At 70.5% G+C, this 22,933-nt stretch carries 18 protein-coding genes; 3 read left to right on the top strand and 15 right to left on the bottom strand.

Translation table 11 applies throughout. The features are described from left to right. The 3 genes from PUR53_RS00745 to PUR53_RS00755 form a co-directional block, all read right to left on the bottom strand. A partial coding sequence (locus PUR53_RS00745; protein ID WP_329907023.1) for an aromatic ring-hydroxylating oxygenase subunit alpha occupies positions 1–651 on the bottom strand: 651 nt, incomplete at its 3' end. A 41-nt stretch (positions 652–692) separates the two neighbouring features. Further along, on the bottom strand, positions 693–1,325 hold the full coding sequence (locus tag PUR53_RS00750) for an MBL fold metallo-hydrolase (protein ID WP_329898748.1): 633 nt from the start codon (positions 1,323–1,325) through the stop codon (positions 693–695). Next, the gene (locus PUR53_RS00755; RefSeq protein ID WP_329907024.1) at positions 1,322–2,407 is read right to left on the bottom strand and encodes an S-(hydroxymethyl)mycothiol dehydrogenase; all 1,086 of its coding nucleotides are present in this window, start codon (positions 2,405–2,407) and stop codon (positions 1,322–1,324) included. The genes PUR53_RS00750 and PUR53_RS00755 overlap by 4 nt, the downstream gene beginning before the upstream one ends. A 200-nt stretch (positions 2,408–2,607) precedes the next feature. Between PUR53_RS00755 and PUR53_RS00760 the strand changes: the two genes are divergently transcribed. Then, positions 2,608–3,405, top strand: coding sequence for an IclR family transcriptional regulator (locus PUR53_RS00760; RefSeq protein ID WP_329907025.1), 798 nt, complete (start codon positions 2,608–2,610; stop codon positions 3,403–3,405). Positions 3,406–3,568: 163 nt separating this feature from the next. Here PUR53_RS00760 and PUR53_RS00765 read toward each other — a convergent pair whose 3' ends face one another. The 9 genes from PUR53_RS00765 to PUR53_RS00805 all read right to left on the bottom strand — a co-directional run bounded on the left by PUR53_RS00765 (position 3,569) and on the right by PUR53_RS00805 (position 17,829). Then, complete coding sequence (locus tag PUR53_RS00765; protein WP_329907026.1) at positions 3,569–4,171, bottom strand: sarcosine oxidase subunit gamma; 603 nt, start codon at positions 4,169–4,171, stop codon at positions 3,569–3,571. After that, on the bottom strand, positions 4,164–7,430 hold the full coding sequence (locus tag PUR53_RS00770) for a sarcosine oxidase subunit alpha family protein (RefSeq protein ID WP_329898752.1): 3,267 nt from the start codon (positions 7,428–7,430) through the stop codon (positions 4,164–4,166). The genes PUR53_RS00765 and PUR53_RS00770 overlap by 8 nt, the downstream gene beginning before the upstream one ends. Before the next feature lie 12 nt (positions 7,431–7,442). Next, on the bottom strand, positions 7,443–8,675 hold the full coding sequence (locus tag PUR53_RS00775) for a sarcosine oxidase subunit beta family protein (protein ID WP_329898753.1): 1,233 nt from the start codon (positions 8,673–8,675) through the stop codon (positions 7,443–7,445). Beyond that, positions 8,672–9,532 (bottom strand): bifunctional methylenetetrahydrofolate dehydrogenase/methenyltetrahydrofolate cyclohydrolase, encoded by an 861-nt coding sequence (locus tag PUR53_RS00780; RefSeq protein WP_329907027.1) that lies wholly within the window; start codon positions 9,530–9,532, stop codon positions 8,672–8,674. The genes PUR53_RS00775 and PUR53_RS00780 overlap by 4 nt, the downstream gene beginning before the upstream one ends. A gap of 37 nt (positions 9,533–9,569) precedes the next feature. Then, entirely contained in the window at positions 9,570–12,008 is a 2,439-nt protein-coding gene (locus PUR53_RS00785) for a GcvT family protein (protein WP_329907028.1), read from the bottom strand. A 237-nt stretch (positions 12,009–12,245) separates the two neighbouring features. Continuing rightward, positions 12,246–13,223 carry an ABC transporter substrate-binding protein gene (locus PUR53_RS00790; RefSeq protein ID WP_329907029.1) on the bottom strand — a complete coding sequence of 326 codons (978 nt, stop codon included), beginning with the start codon at positions 13,221–13,223 and terminating at the stop codon, positions 12,246–12,248. A gap of 12 nt (positions 13,224–13,235) precedes the next feature. Beyond that, on the bottom strand, positions 13,236–14,762 hold the full coding sequence (locus tag PUR53_RS00795; RefSeq protein WP_443080247.1) for an ABC transporter permease: 1,527 nt from the start codon (positions 14,760–14,762) through the stop codon (positions 13,236–13,238). Between the two features lie 488 nt (positions 14,763–15,250). Further along, complete coding sequence (locus PUR53_RS00800; protein WP_329898758.1) at positions 15,251–16,339, bottom strand: quaternary amine ABC transporter ATP-binding protein; 1,089 nt, start codon at positions 16,337–16,339, stop codon at positions 15,251–15,253. 20 nt (positions 16,340–16,359) lie between these two features. Next, on the bottom strand, positions 16,360–17,829 hold the full coding sequence (locus tag PUR53_RS00805) for an aldehyde dehydrogenase family protein (protein ID WP_329898759.1): 1,470 nt from the start codon (positions 17,827–17,829) through the stop codon (positions 16,360–16,362). 224 nt (positions 17,830–18,053) lie between these two features. Between PUR53_RS00805 and purU the strand changes: the two genes are divergently transcribed. Beyond that, a complete protein-coding gene (purU, locus tag PUR53_RS00810) occupies positions 18,054–18,929 on the top strand; it encodes a formyltetrahydrofolate deformylase (RefSeq protein WP_239759606.1) in 876 nt (291 codons plus the stop codon). 108 nt (positions 18,930–19,037) lie between these two features. Here the strand turns inward: purU and PUR53_RS00815 are convergent, their stop codons facing one another. Then, positions 19,038–19,874, bottom strand: coding sequence for a 5,10-methylenetetrahydrofolate reductase (locus PUR53_RS00815; RefSeq protein ID WP_329898760.1), 837 nt, complete (start codon positions 19,872–19,874; stop codon positions 19,038–19,040). 3 nt (positions 19,875–19,877) lie between these two features. Then, on the bottom strand, positions 19,878–21,548 hold the full coding sequence (gene betA / locus PUR53_RS00820) for a choline dehydrogenase (protein WP_329907032.1): 1,671 nt from the start codon (positions 21,546–21,548) through the stop codon (positions 19,878–19,880). Between the two features lie 207 nt (positions 21,549–21,755). Between betA and PUR53_RS00825 the strand changes: the two genes are divergently transcribed. Beyond that, positions 21,756–22,502 carry an IclR family transcriptional regulator gene (locus PUR53_RS00825; protein WP_329907033.1) on the top strand — a complete coding sequence of 249 codons (747 nt, stop codon included), beginning with the start codon at positions 21,756–21,758 and terminating at the stop codon, positions 22,500–22,502. 1 nt (position 22,503) lies between these two features. Here the strand turns inward: PUR53_RS00825 and PUR53_RS00830 are convergent. Continuing rightward, positions 22,504–22,933, bottom strand: a 430-nt coding sequence (locus PUR53_RS00830; protein ID WP_329898762.1) for an SRPBCC family protein, incomplete at its 5' end; no start/stop codon positions are given.

The following is a 22,933-nucleotide window of genomic DNA, read 5'->3' on the forward strand; positions in this document are numbered from 1 at the left end:
CTCGGTCAGTTCGGGATGGATCGTGGCGCAGTGGTAGCACTCCATGAAGTTCTCGATGATCAGCTTCCAGTTCGCCTGCACGTCGTACGTGATCCGGCGACCGACGGAGAGGCTGTCGATGTCGTAGCGCTCGATCGACTCCAGGTCGCCGAGCCGCTCGACGACCGCGCCCAGCACGTCGGCCTCGAAGGACGGCGGTTCGTCGGCCAGGCAGACCCAGACATAGCCGAGCCACTCCCGCACATGGACGTTGATCAGGCCGTACTCGGTCCGGTCGATGTCCGGCATCGAGGTCAGGTTGGGGGCGGCGACCAGCTTGCCGTCCAGGCCGTACGTCCAGGCGTGGTACGGGCACTGGAAGGCCCGCTTGACCTCGCCGGACTCCTCCAGGCAGAGCTTGGCGCCGCGGTGCCGGCAGATGTTGAGGAAGGCCCTGACCGAGCCGTCGCGGTAGCGGGAGACGAGAACGCTCTCGCGCCCGACCTGGTAGGTGCGGAAGGCACCGGGCTTCGCCAGTTCGGAGGCGCGGGCGACACAGAACCACATGGCCTCGAAGACCCGCTCCTGCTCCTGGGCGAAGACTCCGGGGTCCGTGTAGTACTCGCCGGACAACGTGGGGATCAGGCTGGGCGGCAGGTTCATGAGCGTCATCGAGTCACCTTCGGAGGAATCGGGAAGCGGTGGCGGGCGGTTCAGTGGCCGCGGGTGATCCAGTCGTCGAGGTGGGGCGCCTCGGCCCCGATCGTGGTGGTGTCGCCGTGCCCGGTGTGGACGGTGGTGTCGGCGGGGAGCGTCAGCAGCCGGTCCCGGATGGAGGCGACGATGGTGCCGAAGTCCGAGAAGGAGCGGCCGGTGGCCCCGGGGCCGCCCTGGAAGAGGGTGTCGCCGGAGAACAGGGCGTTCAGCGCGGGGGCGTGGAGGCAGACCGCGCCGGGCGAGTGGCCGGGGGTGTGCAGCACCGTCAGCTCGACGCCGGCGACGTGCAGGGTCTCGCCCGCGGCCAGTTCACGGAAGTCGGGCGCCTCCTCGCCGTGCGCCATCTTCCACAGGACGGTGTCGGCGGGGTGGAGCAGGATGGGCGCGCCGTGGCGGGCCGCCAGGGCCGGGGCGGCGTTGACGTGGTCGTTGTGGGCGTGGGTGCACACGATGGCGACCAGGCGGCGGTCGCCGACGGCGGCCGCGATGACGTCCGCGTCGTGTGCGGCGTCGACGACGAGGACCTCCTCGTCGTCGCCGATCAGCCAGACGTTGTTGTCGACGTCCCAGGTGCCGCCGTCCAGTGCGAAGGTGCCGGAGGTGACGAGGCGCTCGACGCGGGCGGTCACAGGACCACCACCGAACGCAGGACGTCGCCGTGGTGCATCTTGGCGAACGCGGCCTCGACGTCGTCCAGGCCGATGGTCTCGGTGACGAACTCGCCCAGGTCGAAGCGGCCCTGGAGGTAGAGGTCGATCAGGGCGGGGAAGTCGCGGGAGGGCAGGCAGTCGCCGTACCAGGAGGACTTCAGCGCGCCGCCGCGTCCGAAGACGTCGAGCAGGGGCAGGTCGAGGGTCAGCTCCGGGGTGGGGACGCCCACCAGGACGGCGGTGCCGGCCAGGTCGCGTGCGTAGAAGGCCTGCTTGAAGGTCTCGGGGCGGCCGACGGCGTCCACGACCACGTCGGCGCCGAAGCCGCCGGTGAGTTCGCGGATCGCCTCGACGGGGTCGGTCTTCGAGGAGTCGACGGTGTCGGTGGCGCCGAACCGCTCGGCCCACTTCAGCTTCCGCTCGTCGACGTCGACGGCGATGATGCGGCCGGCTCCGGCGACCTTGGCGCCCGCGATCGCGGCCATGCCCACGCCGCCGCAGCCGATCACGGCGATGGAGTCACCACGTCCCACGCCACCGGTGTTGACGGCGGCGCCGAACCCGGCCATCACACCGCAGCCGAGGAGCCCGGCGGCGGCCGGTGAGGCCATGGGGTCCACCTTGGTGCACTGTCCGGCGGCGACCAGGGTCTTCTCGGCGAAGGCGCCGATGCCGAGGGCCGGGGAGAGCGGGGTGCCGTCGGCCAGGGTCATCGGCTGGACGGCGTTGTGCGTGGCGAAGCAGTACCAGGGCCTGCCTCTGCGACAGGCACGGCAGGCGCCGCAGACGGCACGCCAGTTGAGGACGACGAAATCGCCGGGGGCGACGTCGGTGACGCCCTCGCCGACCGATTCCACCACTCCCGCCGCCTCGTGGCCGAGCAGGAACGGGAACTCGTCGTTGATCCCGCCCTCCCGGTAGTGCAGGTCGGTGTGGCAGACACCGCAGGCCTGCACGCGTACCAGCGCCTCACCGGGGCCGGGGTCCGGCACCAGGACGGTCTCCACCGAGACCGGGGCGCCCTTCTTGCGGGCGACGACGGCGCGTACCTCGTGTGTCACGGTCGATCTCCTCGTCGAGGAAGGAAGGGGAGGGGGAGGAGGGGAGGGACTTCACCGGGCCCGGACGGAGACCGTGGCCGAGCCGCCGATCGTCGCGTTTCATATGACGCAACTACATTCGCTATGAGCAACGACGACCAAACTGTCTCCTCACGGACACCCACTGTCAAGAGGTTGGCCGGGCCGACTATGGTTTCGCCATGAGCAACTACGCGGCAGAGGGCGCAACAACGGGTCCCGCGGTGAACGGTGTGCAGTCCGTCGACCGCGCCGTCAGCGTGCTGGAGATCCTCGCCCAGCGCGGCGAGGCCGGTGTCAGCGAGGTCGCCGCCGAGATCGACGTCCACAAGTCGACCGCCTTCCGGCTCCTCGGGGCGCTGGAGGCACGCGGACTGGTCGAGCAGACGGCCGAGCGGGGCAAGTACCGGCTCGGCTTCGGCATCGTGCGGCTCGCCGGCGCCGTCACGGGCCGGCTCGACGTCACCCAGCAGGGCCGGCAGGTCTGCGAACGGCTCAGCGAGGAGATCGGCGAGACCGTCAACATCGCCGTGCTCCAGGAGCACTACGCGGTCAACCTCCACCAGGTGCGCGGCCCGGGCGCGGTCGGCACCCACAACTGGGTCGGCCAGCTCACCCCCCTGCACGCCACGTCCAGCGGCAAGATCCTGTTGGCCCACCTCCCGGAGCGGCAGCGGACCGAGGTGCTGGAGGCGTCCGGGCTGCGCCGGCTGACGCCGCACACCCTGACCACCCGGATCCAGCTGGAGAAGGACCTCGACACGGCGCGCGAACTCGGGTACGCGGTCACGCTGGAGGAGCTGGAGATCGGACTGCACGCCATGGCGGCCCCGATCCGCTCCCGCGAGGGCGAGGTCATCGCCGCGCTCAGCGCCTCCGGCCCGGCCTACCGCTTCACCGAGGAACGCATCCGCGAACTCGTGCCCGTACTGACGCGGGGCGCCGAGGAGATCAGCCGCAGGATGGGCCATCTGGGCTGACCTTGGCGACCGGGCTGACCGTCGCGGACCGTCCGGTGTCGACGCCGGCGACCGCGCCGGGCGCGCCGACTCGCCGCCGACGTCCACGACGGCCGCGCCCTGCTCCAGCAGGGCGCGGCCGTGTGTCCGGCTTTCGACGCGCTGACAGGTACTGGCCTGTCTCTCAGACATACTCCGTCGCCGCGTCGAGCAGCCAGTCGGCCAGATAGCCGGCGAACGACGAGCGGACCAGGACCCAGAAACCCGCGCTGGGCTCTTCCCGCGCGACCAGGACGACCTGGGCACGGGCCAGGGTGGTCTGGGCGCAGCGCCCGGGGCCGAAGGCCCTCGGGTGCAGGTCCAGCGCGCAGCCGTGGGCCAGCAGGTCGCGGGCGGCGGCGCCCGCCACGAGGACCGTGGTGCGCTGCGCGGAGACGTCGGTCACGGAGACCGGCTCCTCTCCGGCGGCCTCCCGGATCCGGCTCTCCAGCTCGCGCTCGCCGCCCGGCGGCCCCACGAGCAGCCATTCGTCGGGGCCGAGCCACAGCGCGGTCAACTCCCCCGCGCGGGCGACCGTGTTGGGCTCCAGCGGCAGCGGGAGGCCCAGCGCGAGGCCGACGGCGTCGGCCGCCGCGCCCTTGGCGTCGAGGCGTACGTCGAGCTGGGTGAGGAAGGGGAGTTCGGCCAGCCGGAGCCTGCCCGCGGAGGTGCGGGTGGCGGCGGCCAGCCGGTCGGCGGCCCCGGCGAGCGGGCTGCGGGGCCGGGAGGTCGGGGCGGTGTCAGCCATCGCGGCGGGCTCCCTCGGGGTCGTAGAGGACGGGGCTCGCGACGGTCACGGGGACCAGTCGGTCGCCCACGGGGGCGTACAGCCGCTCGCCGACGCGGTCCCGGCCGCCCTTGACCAGGGCGAGTGCGAAGGTCCGGCCGAGGGCGGCACTGCGGTAGCTGGAGGTGACGTGGCCGAGCATCGGGACGGGCGGGGCCGGCAGCACGCTGTCGGCGACCAGGTGGGTGCCCTCGGGGAGGAAGGTGCCCGGGTCCTCGGGGAGGAGGCCGACCAGATGCTTGCGGTCGGGCCGGACGGTGTCGGGGCGGGTGTGGGACCGCTTGCCGATGAAGTCCGACTTCTTCTTCGAGACGACCCAACTCATCCCGAGGTCCTGCGGGGTGACGGTGCCGTCGGTGTCCTGGCCGATGATCGGGTAGCCCTTCTCGGCGCGCAGGACGTGCATGGTCTCGGTGCCGTACGGGGTGATGCCGTACGGGGCGCCGGCCTCGTACAGCGCCTCCCAGAGGGTCAGGGCCTCCCACGGCGAGACGTTGATCTCGTAGGCGAGTTCACCGGAGAAGCTGATCCGGCAGACCCGGGCCTCGATGCCCGCGACGGTGGTCTCGCGCCAGGCCATGAACGGGAAGTCCTCGTTGGCTACGGCGAGCCCAGGTGCGAGGGAGCCGATGACCTCACGGGACTTCGGGCCGACGAGCGCGACGGTGGCCCACTGTTCGGTCACGGAGGTGCAGTGGACCTTCAGCTCGGGCCACTCCGTCTGGAGCCACTCCTCCATCCAGTCGAGCACGGTGGCGGCGTTGCCGGTCGTCGTGGTGACCAGGAAGCGGTCCTGGGCCACGCGGATGACCGTGCCGTCGTCGAAGACCATGCCGTCCGGGCGGCACATGACGCCGTAGCGGATCATGCCGACCTTCAGCGTGCTCATCATGTTGGTGTAGAGCAGGTCGAGGAAGACCCCGGCGTCCGGGCCCTGGACGTCGATCTTGCCGAGGGTGGAGGCGTCCATGAAGCCCACGCCCTCACGGGTGGCGGCGCACTCGCGCAGCACGGCGGTCTCCATGTCCTCGCCGTCCCGCGGGTAGTACCAGGGGCGCTTCCACTGGCCGACGTTCTCGAACAGCGCGCCGTGCCCGACGTGCCACTCGTGCAGGGCGGTCGTCCGGACCGGGTCGCTGAGCACGCCCCGGTCGCGGCCAGCGAGGGCGGCGAAGGAGACCGGGGTGTACGGCGGGCGGAAGGTGGTCGTGCCGAGGGAGGAGACGTCCACGCCGAGGAGTTCGGCGACGACCCCGCTCGCCAGCACACCGGAGGTCTTGCCCTGGTCGTTGGCGGTGCCGGCGGTGGTGTACCGCTTGGTGTGCTCCACCGAGCGCAGGCCGGCGCCGGTCGCGCGTGCCAGGTCGGCCACCGTGACGTCGCGTTGGAGGTCGACGAACCGGGGGGCGTCCGAGTCGCCCGGGACGACGTAGACGTGCATCGGCGGTGCGCCGGCGGGCTGCGGGGCGACCGCGGGGAGGCGGGGCGCCTCGGCCGTGTAGCCCTCGGCCTCGATCGCGCGGGCACCGGCGGCGGCGCCCTGGGCGAGGACGCCGGCGGTGTCGAAGAGGCCGCTCGCGGCGCCCACGACCTCGACCGCCTGGCGGCAGGTGTCGGGCACGAAGGAGCCCAGCGCCTCGTCGTGGCGGAGCTTGCCGCCGGACTGGCTGAACAGGTGCGCCACCGGGTTCCAGCCGCCGGAGACCAGCAGCAGGTCGGCGGCGAACACCCGCTGCCCGGTGGACTCGCCGTACGGGGCGACGGTCACGGAGGTGAGGCGGGGCTCGCCCTCGGTGCCGGTGACGGCGTGTCCGGCCAGGACCTCGATGCCGGCGGCCCTGGCGCGCTCGGCCCACTCCCCCGGTTCGGGGCGGGTGTCGACGATCCCCGTGATGTCCAGGCCCGCCGAGGCGAGGTCCAGGGCGGCCGCGTAGGCGCTGTCGTTGGTGGTGAGGACGACCGCGCGGCGGCCGGGCAGGGCGCCGTGGCGGTTGACGTGGGTGCGGGCCGAGGAGGCCAGCATCACGCCGGGGCGGTCGTTGTCCGCGAAGGCGAGGGAGCGTTCGTGGGCGCCGGTCGCGAGGACGACGCGGCGGGCGCGGATGCGCCAGACGCGTTCCCGGGAGACGTTGTCGGGGGCCGCGCCGCCGAGGTGGTTGGTGCGGCGCTCCACGGCGAGGAGGTGGTTGTCGTCGTAGTAGCCGAAGACGGTGGTGCGGCGCAGGACGCGGACCTCGGGGGCGGCGTCGAGCAGTGCGGCGGTCTCGCCCACCCAGTCGAGGTGTTCGGCGGTGCCGAGGAGGCTGCCGCCGGGTTCCGGCTGGTCGTCGGCGAGGATGACGCGGGCGCCGCTGTTCGCCGCCGCGGCGGCGGCCGCGAGGCCGGCCGGGCCCGCGCCCACGACCAGGAGGTCGCAGTGGGTGTGTACGGCGTCGTAGCGGGCGGGGTCGGGGGCCGTGGCGAGGCGGCCCTGGCCGGGGAGGCTGGTGGCGACCAGGCCGTCGTAGAGCTCGACGGTGGTCGCGGGGAGCATGGGCTCGGGGAAGGGTTCCTCGATCTGGATGATCGCGTTGGGTTCTTCGACGCCGGCGGAGAAGATGCCTCGGGGGCGGCCGAGTTTGATGCTGGTGCCGGCTTCGATCACGCCGTTGGCGAGGAGGGCGGAGGCGAGGGTGTCGCCTCGGTGGCCCTGGTATTCGGTGCCGTCGAAGGTGAAGGTGAGGGGGGTGTCTCGGTCGATGCGGCCTCGGGTGGGGTGGCGGAACGGTTGGGTTGTCTCGCCCCCGCCGCCCCTACCCGTCCCCTCCTCGAGGGGCTGCGCCCCTGCGACCCCGCTTCCGGGGGCTGCGCCCCCGGACCCCCCTTCGGCCTGAACGGCCTCGTCCTCAAACGCCGGACGGGCTGGTGATGCCGGGCTCGGCTGGGACGTGGCCGGCCTCGGCTCCGGGGTCGCCGGGCGGGGTTCGCCCGTGCGGTAGACCGAGAGGATCTCGTTCGTGGACGTGTCGCGGATCGCGTTGAACCAGCGGCGGCAGCCCGCCGCGTGGCTCCAGCGTTCGGCGAAGGGGCCCTTGGTGTTGTCGCGGAGGAAGAGGTAGCGGGCCCACTCCTCGTCGGTGAGGGCGGAGGGGGTCTCCGGGTAGGCCACGTGGGCCTGGCCGCCGTAGTGGAACTCGGCCTCGTCGCGGGGCCCGCACCACGGGCAGGTGATGAGCAGCATCTGTGGGGCTCCCTAGTGGGCCACCGCGGCCGCGCCGTGCTCGTCGACGAGCGCGCCGGTGGTGAAACGGTCGAGCGAGAAGGGGGCGTTGAGGGCGTGCGGGGTGTCGTGGGCGATGGTGTGGGCGTAGACCCAGCCGACGCCCGGGGTGGCCTTGAAACCGCCCGTGCCCCAGCCGCAGTTGAGGTACAGGTTGTCGACGGGGCTGAGCCCGATGATCGGTGAGGCGTCGGGGCTGACGTCGACGATGCCGCCCCAGGTACGCAGGACGTGCGCGCGGGCGAAGACCGGGAAGAGCTCCAGGGCCGCGGCCATCTGCTCCTCGATGATGTGGAAGGCGCCGCGCTGGGTGTACGAGTTGTACGCGTCGATGCCCGCGCCCATCACCAGCTCGCCCTTGTGCGCCTGGCTGACGTACACATGGACGGCGTTGGACATCACGACCGTGGGGTGCACCGGTTCCAGGAGTTCGGAGACCAGGGCCTGCAACGGGTGGCTCTGGACAGGCAGTTGGATGCCCGCCATGGCGGCGAGGACCGAGGTGTGGCCCGCCGAGCAGAGCGCGACCTTGCCGGCCGCGATGCGGCCCCGGGTGGTGCGGACGCCGACGACGCGGTTGTCGACCACGTCGAGGCCCGTGACCTCGCAGTTCTGGATGATGTCGATACCGGCCGCGTCGGCGGAGCGGGCCAGGCCCCAGGCCACGTGGTCGTGCTTGGCGATGCCCGCGCGCGGCTGGTAGGTGGCGCCCAGGACCGGGTAGCGCACGTCCTGGGAGATGTTGACGATGGGGCAGACGTCCTTGACGCCGTCGGCGTCGAGCCACTCCGCGTCCACGCCGTTGAGGCGGTTGGCCTCGACGCGGCGCACGCTGTCGCGGACGTCCTGGAGGCTGTGCGCGAGGTTCAGCACACCGCGCTGGGAGAAGAGGATCGGGTAGTCGAGCTCCTCCTCCAGGCCCTCCCAGAGCTTGAGCGCGTGCTCGTAGATACCGGCGCTCTCGTCCCACAGGTAGTTCGAGCGGATGATCGTGGTGTTGCGGGCCATGTTGCCGCCGCCGAGCCAGCCCTTCTCCAGCACCGCGACATTGGTGATGCCGTGGTTCCTGGCCAGGTAGTGGGCGGTGGCCAGGCCGTGTCCGCCGCCGCCGACGATCACCACGTCGTACGACTTCTTCGGCTCGGGGTCGCGCCACAGCCATTCGGGGTGCTCGGGGAGGTCGGCACCGGGGGTGCGGGGGCTCATCGGACGTCTCCGTTCCGCTCGGCGGCCTCGACGACGTTGGCCAGCAACATCGCGCGGGTCATGGGGCCCACTCCGCCGGGCATCGGCGCGATCCAGCCGGCGACCTGGGCGGCGTCCGGGTGGATGTCGCCGACCAGGCCCTGGTCGGTGCGGGTGATGCCGACGTCCAGGACGGCCGCGCCGGGGCGCAGCATGTCCTTGGTGATCAGACCGGGTGAGCCGGCCGCCGCGATGACGATGTCGGCCTCGCGGGTGTGCCAGGCAAGGCCCTTGGTGCCGGTGTGGCACAGGGTCACGGTGGCGTTCTCGGAGCGGCGGGTGAGCAGCAGGCCGATGGGACGGCCGACCGTGATGCCCCGGCCGACCACGCAGACCCGGGCGCCGGCGAGCGGTACCTCGTGGCGGCGCAGGAGTTCGACGATGCCGCGTGGGGTGCAGGGCAGGGGGGCGTCGACGCCGAGGGTGAGCCGGCCGAGGTTGACGGGGTGCAGTCCGTCGGCGTCCTTGGCCGGGTCCATGCGTTCCAGCACGGCGTTTGCGTCGAGGTGGCGCGGCAGCGGGAGCTGGACGATGTAGCCGGTGCAGGCCGGGTCGGCGTTCAGTTCGTCGATGACGTCCTCGACCTGCTGCTGGGTGGCGTCGGCGGGCAGGTCGCGGCGGATGGAGGCGATGCCGACCTGGGCGCAGTCGCGGTGCTTGCCTGCGACGTAGGCGTGGCTGCCGGGGTCCTCGCCGACCAGGACGGTGCCGAGGCCGGGCGGGCGTCCGCCGGTGGCGGTCAACTTGGCCACGCGCTCCGTGAGTTCGCGGCGGATGTCGGCGGCGGTCGCCTTGCCGTCGAGCAGAGTTGCGTTCACCGGCGGCGTTCCTTCCCTCTTCGGTCGTGGCGGGGTGTCAGCCACGGAGGCGGGACATGGTGGGGTCGAACAGGGGTTCCTCGGTGACGACGGCCTCGACGCGCTGGTCGAAGTAGCCGATGTGCAGCGCGGTGCCGGGTTCCGTGAGTTCCGTAGGGAGCCAGGCGTAGGCGATGCCCTTGCCGATGGTGTAGCCGTAGGCGGCGCTGGTGACGTAGCCGACGGGGCGGTCGCCGTCGAGGACCGGTTCCTTGCCCAGGACGACCGACCGGGGGTCGTCGACGACGAGGCAGGTCAGCTTGCGCCGGACGTTCTCCTTGCGGCGCAGCAGCGCGTCCTTGCCGATGAAGTCGTCCTTGTCGAGCTTGACGGCGAAGCCGACGCCGGCCTCGTAGGGGTCGTGCTCGTAGGTCATGTCGGTGCCGAAGGAGCGGTAGCCCTTCTCCAGGCGGAGGCTGTTGAAGGCGCCGCGGCCGGCGATGACGCCGCCGAGCGGTTCGGCCGCCGCCCAGAGGGTGTCCCAGAGCTTCTGGCCCTGGTCGGCGGTGGTGTAGAGCTCCCAGCCGAGTTCGCCGACGTAGCTCAGGCGCATGGCGGTGACGGGCACCGAGCCGATGTAGGCCTGCTTGGCGCGGAAGTACTTCAGGCCGTCGCCGGAGAAGTCGGCGTCGGTGAGGGGCTGGAGGACCTTGCGGGCCAGCGGGCCCCACAGGCCGACGCAGCAGGTGCCGGGGGTGATGTCGCGGACCTGGACCGTGCCGTCGGCCGGGAGGTGGCGGGTGATCCAGTCGAGGTCCAGGTTGCCGTTGGCGCCGATCTGGAAGGTGTCGCGGGCCAGCCGGGCGACGGTGACGTCGCTGCGGATGCCGCCGTCGTGGTCGAGGAAGAGGGTGTAGGTCACCGAGCCGACGGATTTGGCGACCTTGCCGGTGCACAGGCGCTCCAGGAGGTCGGCGGCGCCGGGGCCGCTCACCTCCAGGCGCTTGAGGGCCGTCATGTCGTACATCGCGACGGTCTCGCGGGTGGCCTGGGCCTCGGCGCCGACGATGGGCGACCAGTACCGCGCTGCCCAGTCGCCCGGGGTGGGGATGGAGCGGCCCTCGACGAGGCCGGCGTTGGCCTCGTACCACTGCGGGCGTTCCCAGCCGTTCGCCTCCAGGAAGAAGGCGCCGTGCTCCCGCTGGCGGGCGTGGAAGGGGCTGGTGCGGATAGGGCGCGGGTCCCCGGAGGGCTGGAGGGGGTGGAGGATGTCGTAGACCTCGACGAAGTTCTGGCAGTCGCGGGCCAGGACGTACTCCGGGGAGAGCTGGTGCGGTTCGAAGCGGTTGACGTCGCACTCGTGGAGGTCGAAGGAGGAGCAGTAGCCGTCGACCAGCCATTCGGCCATGGCCCGGCCGACGCCGGCGGAGTGGGTGACCCAGACCGCCTCGGCGACCCAGAAGCCCTTGACGTCCGGGGACTCGCCGAGCAGCGGGAAGTTGTCGGTGGTGAAGGAGAACAGGCCGTTGATGCCCTCCTCGATGTTCGCCTCCTTGGTGGAGGGCAGCAGCGACTGGGTCTCGGTCCAGGCGTCGGCGAAGTCGTCCTCGGTGAACTTCAGGACCGACGGCATGTCGTCGGCCTCGTCCACGGAGAGGATCTCGTCGGCCGTGATGGGCATCGGGCGGTGGCCGTAGTAGCCGATGCCGATGCCGTCGAAGCGGTCGCGGTAGTAGAGGTCGGCGTCCTGGTGGCGCAGGATCGGCCGGATCGCCTCCTCGGTCTGACCGGCGAGGGCCGGGATCGGGCCGGTCCAGGCGAGTTGGTGGGCGAGCGGGGTCAGCGGGAGGTTCATGCCGACCATGCGGGCGATCTTCGGGCCCCAGATGCCGGCGCAGCACACGACGATGTCGGCCGGGATCTCGCCCTGGTCGGTGAGGACGCCGGTGACCTCGCCGTCGGCCCGCAGGACGTCGAGGACCTCGTGGCGGGCCAGGAAGGTCACGCCGCGCTCGGTGGCCCGGCGGATCTGCGCCTCGACGGCGAGGACCGCTTTGGCGAGGCCGTCGGTGGGGACCAGGAGGCCGCCGAGGACCTTGTCGCGGTCGACCAGCGGGTGCCGTTCGACGCACTCGTCCGCGGTGAGCAGGCGGGACTCGATGCCCCAGGCGGTGATCCAGCCGTGGCGGCGGCGCAGTTCGGTCAGGCGCTCGGGGGTGGTGGCCACTTCGAGGCCGCCGACCTGGAGGAAGCAGGGCTTGCCGTCCACGTCGAGGGAGCAGAACTTCTCGACGGTGTACCGGGCCAGTTCGGTCATCGTCTTGGAGGAGTTCGTCTGGAAGACCAGGCCCGGGGCGTGTGAGGAGGAGCCCCCGGTGGCGGGGAGCGGGCCCTGGTCGACCACGGTCACCTCGGTCCAGCCTCGCGCGGAGATCTCGTCCGCGAGAGCCGCTCCCACGACTCCCGCTCCGATGATGACCACTCGGGGTCCCGCCATCGCCGCACCTCCGCCTTGTTGACCGGTCGAGCTGATCGAGTTGCTGTTTACGCAACGCGATTCAGGTTGCGCAACTCAATGTGCCTTCCGCGCAGGTGGGTGTCAAGGGTCCCGGGACCTCGGAAAACAGGCCGGAGAACGGGCCCGGACACGGAGACGCCCGGTGGGCGGCGCGCAACCCTCGCGCACCGCCCACCGGGCGTGTTCCGACCGGATTCCCGCGTCCGGTCGCCGGCCCTACTTGAGCCAGGCGTCCACCTTGAGACGGTTGACCTCGACCCACTTCTTCGCCGCGGCCTCGGGGGTCATCTTGTCGACGGCGATGTACTTCGCCACGACGTTCTGGTCGTCGTTGGTCCAGCTGAAGTTCTTCACCAGGTCGTAGGCCGGGCTGCCCGAGTCGGCGAACTTCTTGCTGACGATCTTGTCCAGCGTGTAGACGGGGTAATCGCAGGCGACCTTCTCGGCGTCGGCGTCACAGCCCGCCTTGTAGTCGGGCAGCTTCACCTTGACCAGCGGTACCTCGGACATGAACCACTGGGGCTCGTAGAAGTAGCCGATCACCCATTCCTTGTTCTTCTCCGCCTTGCGGAAGGTCTGGATGAGGGCGGTCTCGCTGCCCGCGTACACGACCTTGTAGTCCAGGTCCAGGTTCTTGACGAGGGCCTCGTCGTTGGTGACGAACGACGGGTCTCCGTCGAGGAGTTGGCCCTTGCCGCCGGACTCGGACGTCTTGAACTTGGCCGCGTACTTGTTGAGGTTCTCCCAGTTGGTGATGTCCGGGTGCGCCTTGGCCAGCCACGGCGGCACGTACCAGCCGATCAGACCTTCGTTGCCGGTCGCGCCGGCGTCCACGGCGGTCTTCTGGTCGGTGATGTACTTCTTCTTCAGGTCGTCGTGGCCCCAGTTCTCCACGACCGCGTCCACCTCACCGGTCCCGAAGCCCTGCCAGGCGATCTCCTCCTTCAGGTCCTTCTTGGTGACCTTGCAGCCGAGGTCGTTCTCCGCGACGTAGGCGATGACCGCCGCGTTCGCCTCGTAGCCGACCCACGGGTTGACCGCGAGGTTGAAGGTGCCGCACTTGGCGGAGCTGCCCGAGCCGCCCACGTCCGAGGAGTCCTCACCGACCTTCGCACCGCCGCACGCGGTGAGGGTGAGACCGAGGACCGCGATACCGGCCGCGCCGGCTCTCCATCGTCTTGCTTGCCTTGCCATGGTCAGTGCTCCTTATGCGCTGGTTCGCCGCGCCGCGGCCTGAGTGATGCGGTCGAACATGACTCCGAGAAGGACGATGGCCAGCCCTGCGGCGAGCCCCTTCCCGAACAGTTGGCCCTGCGAGAAACCGGCCACGACGTCGTAGCCGAGGGCGCCGGCGCCTACCAGGCCGCCCACCACAACCATCGACAGCACGTAGATCAGGCCCTGGTTCGTCGCGAGAGTCAGGGCGCCGCGTGCCATCGGCAGCTGGACCTTGGTGATGATCTGCCAGGTGTTGCACCCGGCGGAGGTGGCCGCCTCCACGGTCGCCGCGGGCACGTTCCGCACCCCGTCCGCGATGATCTTCATGGCGACGGGCGCCGCGTAGACGATCGCGGCGACGATCGCCGTGAAACGGGTCGCGCCGAACAGCGCGAGGAACGGCACCAGATAGACGAACGGCGGCATGACCTGTGCCGCGTCCAGGGTCGGCCGCAGTATGCGGTCCACCAGCCGGCTGCGGCCCATCCACACGCCGAAGCCGATGCCCAGCAGCATCACCAGGACGGTGGCGACCACGGTCGACGCCAGCGTCGTCATGCTGTCGGACCACACGCCGGTGGCGACCAGCAGCCCCACGCACACCGCCGTGGTGAGGCCGGCCCGCCGGCCGCCGAGGACGACCCCGAGCGCGATCAGCACGGCGCCGACCAGCCACCACGGGGAGTCGGTGAGCAGCGACTGGAAGGGGTTGAGCAGTCCGTTGGTGATGAGGTCGCGGACGAGGTTGGTGACGCCCGCGAGGTTGTCCTGCACCCAGGTCGTCGTGATGTCGGCCGCGCTCGCGACGGAGCTGCCGACGCCGCCCTCGCCGGGGAACTCCGCCGCCCACACGTAGGTGTGCGACATGAAGACCAGCACGGCCGTGAGGACCGCGCCCGCGCCGAGCAGCGGCCGCCGCCAGGCGAGGAACCGGTTCTTGGAGCGCCGGGCCTCCTCCTCGCGTGCGCTGGCCGCGGTGGTGACCCGGTCGAGGACGATCGCCATGACGACGATGGACAGGCCCGCGTTGAAGGCCGTGCCGACGTCGAGCGACTGGAGCGCCTGGACGACGGTCTTGCCGAGGCCCGGAGCGTCGATCAGGGCCGCGATGGTCACCATGGCCAGGGCGGCCATGATGGTCTGGTTGACGCCCATCACCACCGTCCGCTTGGACATCGGCAGCAGGACCTTCAGCAGGGACTGCCGGCGCGTCGCCCCGAGCGAGTCGGCCGCCTCCACCGTCGTCTCCGGCACGGTCCGGATGGCGTGCGCGGTGATGCGGATCGCCGGGGGCGCCGCGTAGATGACGGTGGCGATGGTGGCGGAGGCTCCGCCGATGAGGAAGAACAGCGCCAGCGGGGCCAGGTAGACGAAGGTCGGCATCGTCTGCATGAAGTCCAGCAGGGGCGTGATGATCCGGTTGACCCGGTCGGAGAGCCCCGCCCACACGCCCAGCGGGATCGCGAACAGCAGCGCCACGAACACCGCGGAGAGGGTGAGCGCCAGGGTGTCCATGCTCTCCTGCCACAGGCCCTGCAGGCCCAGGAAGGTGAAGCCGGCCACCGCCAGCAGCGCGACCCTCCAGTTGCCGAACGCCCAGGAGACATAGCCCGCGATGCCGACGACGCCGAGCCAGCCGATCTGCGGGAGGGGGCGGTCGGCGGAGGGCTGGGAGATCAGCTCCTGCACGAAGGTCACCAGGGTGTCGATGACCAGCCGGATCTCGTTGAAGAAGTACAGGAACAGGGGGTTGGAGTTGCGGTTGGCGCCGATCGAGTCGTTGACGTCGTTGAACCACCGGTGCAGATCGGTCAGGTCCGCCGCCCCGAGGGCGAGGGTCTGCCTGCCGCGCAGGACGGCGAAGAGCACCAGCCAGACGAGCAGGATCGCACCGATCACCATGGACCGGCTGACCCGCCGGGGCTCCCGGGCCGGGGCGGGCTCCTCGGGGGGCAGTGTCTTCTCGGGTCTGCCGGGCGGTTCGGTCTTCTCCACGACGACGGTCATCGCGCGCCGCCTTCCTCTCCGGCGACCACGGCGAGGATCTCCTCGTCGCCGACGATGCCGAGCAGCTTGCCGTTCTCGACGACCTTCACCGGCTTGTCGGCGGCGAGCACGGCCCGGGTGGCTTCCTTGACCACGACGTCGGGTCCCAGCTCGGGGCCGTCCAGGGCGTCGCCGTCCTCCAGGGACCGCATGATCCACCGCAGGGTGAGCACGTCGCCGCGCGGGACGTCCTTGACGAACTCGCGCACGTAGTCGTCGGCCGGGGCGCCGACCAGTTCGTCGCCGGTGCCGCACTGGACCATCTTGCCGTCGCGCATGATCAGGATGCGGTCGCCCAGCTTGAGGGCCTCGGAGAGGTCGTGGGTGATGAAGACCATCGTCTTGCCGACCTCGTGGTGCAGCCGGATGACCTCGTTCTGCATGTCGCGGCGGATCAGCGGGTCGAGCGCGGAGAACGGCTCGTCGAAGAAGAGCACGTCCGGGTCGCCGGCCAGCGCGCGGGCCAGTCCGACCCGCTGCTGCATGCCGCCGGAGAGCTGGTCGGGGTAGGAATTCTCGTAGCCGGCGAGGCCGACCAGTTCGACGACCTCCTGGGCCCGTCTGACGCGCTCGGCCCTTCCCATGCCGCGGATCTCCAGCCCGAAGGACACGTTGTCGACGACCCGGCGGTGGGGCAGCAGCCCGAAGTGCTGGAAGACCATGGAGAACTTGCGGCGGCGCAGCTCGCGCAGCCGTCTGTCGTCGGCCTGGCGGATGTCCTCGCCCTCGAAGACGATCTCGCCCGCGGTGGGTTCGATCAGCCGGGTCAGACATCGCACCAGGGTGGACTTGCCGGAGCCGGACAGGCCCATGACGACGAAGACCTCACCGGGCGAGACGTCGAAGTTCACGTCGCGCACGGCGGCGGTGCAGCCGGTGCGGTCCATCAGCTCACGACGGCTGAGCCCGCACAGTTCCTCGGACTCCGGCACCCGGTCGGCCTTCGGCCCGAACACCTTCCACAACCTGCGCACGGAGATGACCGGGGTGGGACCCGAGTCCTGGGGCGTGCCGCGCCGCTGCGGCACCTCGGTCTGGGTGGTCATGTTCGACCTTCTTTCGGCGTTCAGCCGCTGAACCAGCGCTGCGGCCGGGGTTGGATGTTCTGCCAGATGTGTTTGGGCTCTCGGTACTCGTTCAGGCCGGTCGGTCCCAACTCCCGGCCCACACCCGAATGCCCGAAACCGCCCCATTCCGCTTGCGGCACATAGGGGTGGTAGTCGTTGATCCACACGGTGCCGTGGCGCAGCCGCCGGGCGACCCGCTGGGCCTTGCCCGCGTCCTGCGTCCACACGGCTCCGGCCAACCCGTACTCGGTGTCGTTGGCGATGCGTACGGCGTCGTCCTCGTCGGTGAAGCGCTCCACGGTGAGGACGGGCCCGAAGGACTCCTCGTGCACCACGCGCATGTCCTGCCGGCACTCGTCGAGGACGGTGGGCAGGTAGTAGTGGCCGTCCGCCAGCGCGGGGTCGTCGGGGCGGGCGCCGCCGCAGCGCAGGACGGCTCCCTCGGCGAGGCCCGAGGCGACGTATGCCTCGACCTTCTCCCGGTGCTGTGCGGAGATCAGTGCCCCGGTCTCGGCCTCGGCGTCGTAGGGGCCGCCGAGCCGGATGAGCCGGGCGCGGCGGACGACCTCGTCGACGAAGCGGTCGTGCAGGGAGTCCTCGACGATCAGCCGGGCGCCGGCCGAGCACACCTGGCCCGAGTGCAGGAAGACGGCGGTGAGGGCGAAGTCCACGGCCGTCTCGAAGTCGGCGTCGGCGAAGACGACGTTGGGGTTCTTGCCGCCCAGTTCCAGGGCGACCTTCTTCACGGTCGCGGCGGCGGTGGCCATGATGCGCCTGCCGGTGTCCAGGCCGCCGGTGAAGGAGACCAGGTCGACGCGGGGGTCCTCGGAGAGCGGGGCGCCCACCTCGGGGCCGGCGCCCAGCACGAGGTTGGCGGCGCCGGCCGGCAGCCCGGCCTCCTCCAGCGCCCTCATCAGCAGGATCGAGGTGGAGGGGGTGAGCTCGCTGGGCTTGAGGACGATCGTGTTGCCGGCCAGGAGCGCCGGAGCGACCTTCCAACTCGCTTGCAGGAGTGGGTAGTTCCACGGGGTGATCAGTGCGCACACCCCGACCGGTTCATAGACGACCCGGCTGACGGCGTCGTCGCGGCCGGTGTCGATCACCCGGCCGGCGTCGGTGCCCGCGAGTCCGCCGTAGTAACGGAAGCAGGAGACGACGTCGGCGATGTCGTACTCGCTCTCGACGACGCGCTTGCCGGTGTCGAGGGACTCCGCGCGGGCGAAGCTCTTGGTGTCGCGCTCGATGATGTCGGCGGTGCGCAGCAGCAGGGCACCGCGCTCCCGCTCGGGGGTGTGCGGCCAGGGGCCGGTGTCGAAGGCCTCCCGGGCCGCGGCGATCGCCGCCTCGGTGTCGGGGCGCGTGCCTTCCGAGACGGTCGCCGTGAGCGTGCCGTCAGCGGGACATCGGATCTCCCGGTGACCGCCGGCCACCGGAGCCCGCCATTCGCCATTCACATACAGGTCTGCCACGCGCCGAGCCTTCCGGACTGAAATTCGTTGCGCATCGTGCACCCGATTGCTTGTGATGGAACACCCTGTCGCCTGGCCAGACGGACGTCAAGATGTTCGCTGATGACGATTTGGCCATGTGATCGCTTGCCCGTCCACCCTTGACCACGAGCGACGTCGAGCCGACCATGTTGCGTATCGCTCACCTTGTTGTGCAATACGCACCAACGGAGGCCACCGTGTCCATGAGGTTCCCCCGCCCGCAGCCTGGCCGTGAGTTCGTCCTGACCCTTTCCTGCCCCGACAGTGCCGGGCTGGTCCACGCCGTGAGCGGCTATCTCGTCAGGAACTCCGGAAACATCCTGGAAAGCCAGCAGTTCGACGACCGACTTCAGGGCCGCTTCTTCATGCGCGTCCACTTCGACGTCTCCGACCCGAACGTCGACCTGGACGGCCTGCGCTACCGCTTCGGTCCCGTCGCCCAGGCCTACGGCATCTCGTGGTCCCTCAGCGACGCCGCCACGCCGACCCGGACCCTGATCATGGTGTCCAAGTTCGGGCACTGCCTGAACGATCTGCTCTTCCGGCAACGGGCGGGCGCGCTCAACATCGAGATCCCGGCGATCGTCTCCAACCACCGGGAGTTCGAGAAGCTCGCGGAGACGTACGACATCCCCTTCCACCATGTGCCGGTGACCCGGGAGACCAAGCCCGAGGCCGAGGCGCGGCTGCTCGAACTCGTCCGTGAGCTGGACGTCGACCTGGTCGTCCTGGCCCGCTACATGCAGATCCTCTCCGACGACCTGTGCAAGGAGCTGGAGGGTCGCGCCATCAACATCCACCACTCCTTCCTGCCCAGCTTCAAGGGCGCGCGCCCCTACGACCAGGCCTACGACCGCGGGGTGAAGCTCGTCGGCGCGACGGCGCACTACGTGACGTCGGACCTGGACGAGGGGCAGATCATCGAGCAGGACGTGGTGCGGGTGGACCACTCGCTGGACCCCGGCGAGCTGGTCACGGTCGGCCGGGACGTGGAGGCCCAGGTGCTCGCGCACGCGGTGAAGTGGCACAGCGAGAGCCGGGTGATGGTCGAGGGCAACCGCACGGTCGTCTTCCGCTGAGCGGAACGGCCTCCGTATACGAACGACAGGGACCACACGAACGCCGGACGGGCTGGGAGCCCGTCCGGCGTTCGGCGTTCCGCGTGTTCCGCGTGAGTGAGGCGGCGCTCAGTCCTCCAGCCGGTCCAGCAGGGCCCGCCGCCAGCTCTCCGTCTCCGCGATCTGGTTGAAGGTGAACAGGTGCAGGCCCGCGACCCCGGACGCGGGGTCGGTGAGGGCGCTCTCCGTGCGGGTGAGCAGTTTCTCGGGCGAGTAGCCGCCGGGCGCGGCGAAGCGCACGAACCACGACGCGTGCTGGGTGAGGAAGCGGGTCGACTCCCCCACCCCGATCTTCGTCGCCATGGCCAGCAGTTTCGCCCGCTGCACGGGCCCCGCGACGCCCACATGCACCGGCAGGGTCACTCCCCGGCGCCGTACCCGCACGAGCCACTCCCCCAGCACCCGCGGGTCGAAGCAGAGGTTGCTCACCACGTACGTGGCGTGCTCGCGCTTGTCCCACATCGCCTGGACGGTGACGTCGTCGTGGATGAGCGGATGGCTCTCGGGATAGCCGGTGACGCCGACCCGGGCGAAGGGGCGGCCCAGCTCGCTCAGTCGGCGGAGCACGGGCAGCGCCCCGTCGTAGGACCCGGCCGGCGGGTCGGCGTCCCCCGCCGGGACGAACACGTCGTCCACACCCGCCTCGCGCAGCCGGTCGACGACCTCCTTGAGGTGCAGGTCGTCCCGCAGAAGGCGGGCCGGGACGTGCGGGACGACACGGTAGCCGTGCGCGGCGAGCCGGCCGGCGAGGTCGAGGGTCGGTTCCAGGCCCTTGACCGGCGACGCCGTGACGGTGACGACGACGTCGCGCGGGACATGGGCGAGGACCTTCTCCTCGGTGGCCTTCGCCGGCAGCACCTCGTAGCGGACTGTCCTCAACAGTGCGTGGAGCCCCCCGGTGCCCAAGGTCTACTCCGCCTGCTTCTGGACGTCGCGGTGGCGGTAGTACGCGGCCTTCGACGCCGGCAGCGGCTCCTTGCCGAGGATCAGGTCGGCGGCCTTCTCGGCGATCATCATCACCGGCGCGTAGATGTTGCCGTTGGTGACGTAGGGCATGACGGAGGCGTCCACCACCCGCAGACCGTCCACGCCGTGCACGCGCATGCTGGTGGGGTCGACGACGGACATCTCGTCGGTGCCCATCTTGCAGGTGCAGGACGGGTGCAGGGCGGTCTCGCCGTCCTTGGCGACCCAGGCGAGGATCTCCTCGTCCGACTCGACGGACGGTCCGGGCGAGATCTCCCCGCCGTTGTAGGGGGCGAGCGCGGGCTGGTTGAGGAGCTTGCGCGCCACCCGGATCGCCTCGACCCACTCGCGGCGGTCCTGCTCGGTGGAGAGGTAGTTGAAGCGCAGGGCGGGGTGCTGTCGCGGGTCCTTGCTCTTGATCTTCACCGAGCCGATGGCGTCCGAGTACATGGGCCCGACGTGCACCTGGTAGCCGTGGCCGCCGGCCGGCACCGAGCCGTCGTAGCGGACCGCAATCGGCAGGAAGTGGAACATCAGGTTGGGGTAGTCGACGTCGTCGTTGCTGCGGGCGAACCCACCGGCCTCGAAGTGGTTGGTCGCGGCCGGGCCCTTGCGGAAGAGCCACTGCAGCCCGATGAAGGGCGCGCGCCACTTCGCCAGGTACGGCTGCATGGAGACGGGCTGCTTGCAGGCGTACTGGATGTAGACCTCCAAGTGGTCCTGCATGTTCTCACCGACGCCCGGGAGGTCGTGGACGACGTCGATGCCCAGCGCGCGGAGTTCCTCGGCGTTGCCCACACCGGAGAGCTGGAGCAGCTGCGGGGAGTTGATCGCGCCGCCGCAGAGGATGACCTCCTTGGCGCGGACCTGCTGGGGGGTGCCCTTGCCGCGCCGGTACTCGACGCCGACGGCCTTCTTGCCCTCGAACAGGACACGGGTGACGAGGGCGCGGGTGGTGACCGTGAGGTTGGGACGTCTGCGGACGGGCTTCAGATACGCCTTCGAGGCCGAGAGCCGACGACCGCGGTGGACGTTCCGGTCGAACTTGGCGAAGCCTTCCTGTCTGTAGCCGTTGACGTCGTCGGTGGGGGCGTAGCCCGCCTCCTCGGTGGCCTTGAGGAAGGCGCCGAAGAGCGGGTTCGACGCCGGGCCGCGTTCCAGGACGAGGGGACCGTCGTGGCCGCGGAACTCGTCGTCCGGGTCGGCCGCGAGACAGTTCTCCATGCGCCGGAAGTAGGGCAGACAGTGCGCGTAGTCCCAGGTCTCCATGCCCGGGTCGGCCGCCCAGCGCTCGTAGTCCATGGGGTTGCCGCGCTGGAAGATCATGCCGTTGATGCTGCTGGACCCGCCCAGCACCTTGCCGCGCGCGTGGTAGACGCGGCGGCCGCCCATGTGCGGCTCGGGCTCGGACTCGTACTTCCAGTCGTAGAAACGGCTGCCGATCGGGTAGGTCAACGCCGCGGGCATGTGGATGAAGACGTCCCACGGGAAGTCCGTCCGGCCCGCCTCCAGGACCAGCACTCGGTTCGCCGGGTCGGCGGACAGCCTGTTTGCCAGTGCACTGCCCGCGGAACCACCACCGACGATGACGAAGTCGTACTGCACAGGAGCCATGGTGCCTCGTCTCGCTCGCGCCGTAGATATGCGAGGCATGCTAGACCCGGTCGCGCCATACGCACCAGGTTGCGAACCACGCAACTTGAGGAACTTCGTTTCGGGGCGGTTACTTGCAAGTGTGTTGTTTACTGCGCGTATAGTTTCACTGTGAGCAACTTCAGCCTTGAGACAGAAACGTCGAATTCACACGCGGGCGCGGGCGGTGTGCAGTCGGTGGACCGCGCCATCAGCGTCCTGGAGATCCTCGCTCAGCGCGGCGAAGCCGGCGTCAGCGAGGTGGCGGGCGAGATCGACGTGCACAAGTCCACGGCCTTCCGTCTCCTCGGCGCCCTGGAGGCGCGCGGTCTGGTGGAGCAGGCCGGCGAGCGCGGCAAGTACCGGCTCGGCTTCGGCATCGTGCGTCTGGCCGGCGCGGTCACCGGGCGTATCGACATCACACAGCAGGGCCGTCCCGTCTGCGAGCGGCTGGCCGAGGAGATCGGCGAGACCGTCAACATCGCCGTGATGCAGGAGCACTACGCGATCAACCTGTACCAGGTGCGCGGACCGGGGGCCATCACCGCGCACAACTGGGTGGGCCAACTGACCCCCCTGCACGCCACGTCGAGCGGCAAGATCCTCCTTGCCCACATGCCGACCAAGGAGCGCGCCGCGCTGCTCGCCGACGCGGGCCTGAAGAAGGTCACCCCGCACACCATCACCGCGAAGACGAAGCTGGAGAAGAACCTCGCCGACGCACGGGAACGGGGCTACGCCTTCACCCTGGAGGAGTTGGAGATCGGCCTGCACGCCATGGCCGCACCCGTGCGCAACCGGGACGGCGAGGTCATCGCCGCCCTCAGTGCCTCCGGACCCTCCTACCGGTTCACCGAGGAGCGGCTGCACGAGATGTCCCCGGTGCTGCTCAAGGGCGCCGCCGAGATCAGCTACCGGATGGGTTACCTGGGCTGATTCACCCCTGGGGGGTGCCGAGGCGCTCGTTCACCCAGTCGTGGAACGCGCCGATGTGGTGCTCACTGGGCACCAGCACACCGCCCTTGGCGTACAGCCGAGAGCTCATGCCGGGCTGGGTCCGCTCACAGGCCTCGAAGTCCTGGAGGTTGACCCGGTCGAAGAGTTCCACGGACCGGCTGACGTCCTTGCCGCTCTCGACGACGTGCGGCAGATACAGCCAGTCGCACTCGACGATCGTGCGGTCGACGGACACCGGGTACATCCGGTGGAAGATGACGTGGTCGGGCACGAGGTTGATGAACACCTGCGGCCGGACGGTGATCGCGTAGTAGCGGCGGTCCTGCTCCTCGGCGACACCGGGGATGCGGTCCAGGCCCTCGGAACCGTCGACGGTGAACCCCCGCACCTCCTCACCGAACTCCGCGCCA

The sequence above is a fragment of the Streptomyces sp. SP18BB07 genome (assembly GCF_036322545.1).
Lineage (GTDB): Bacteria > Actinomycetota > Actinomycetes > Streptomycetales > Streptomycetaceae > Streptomyces > Streptomyces deccanensis.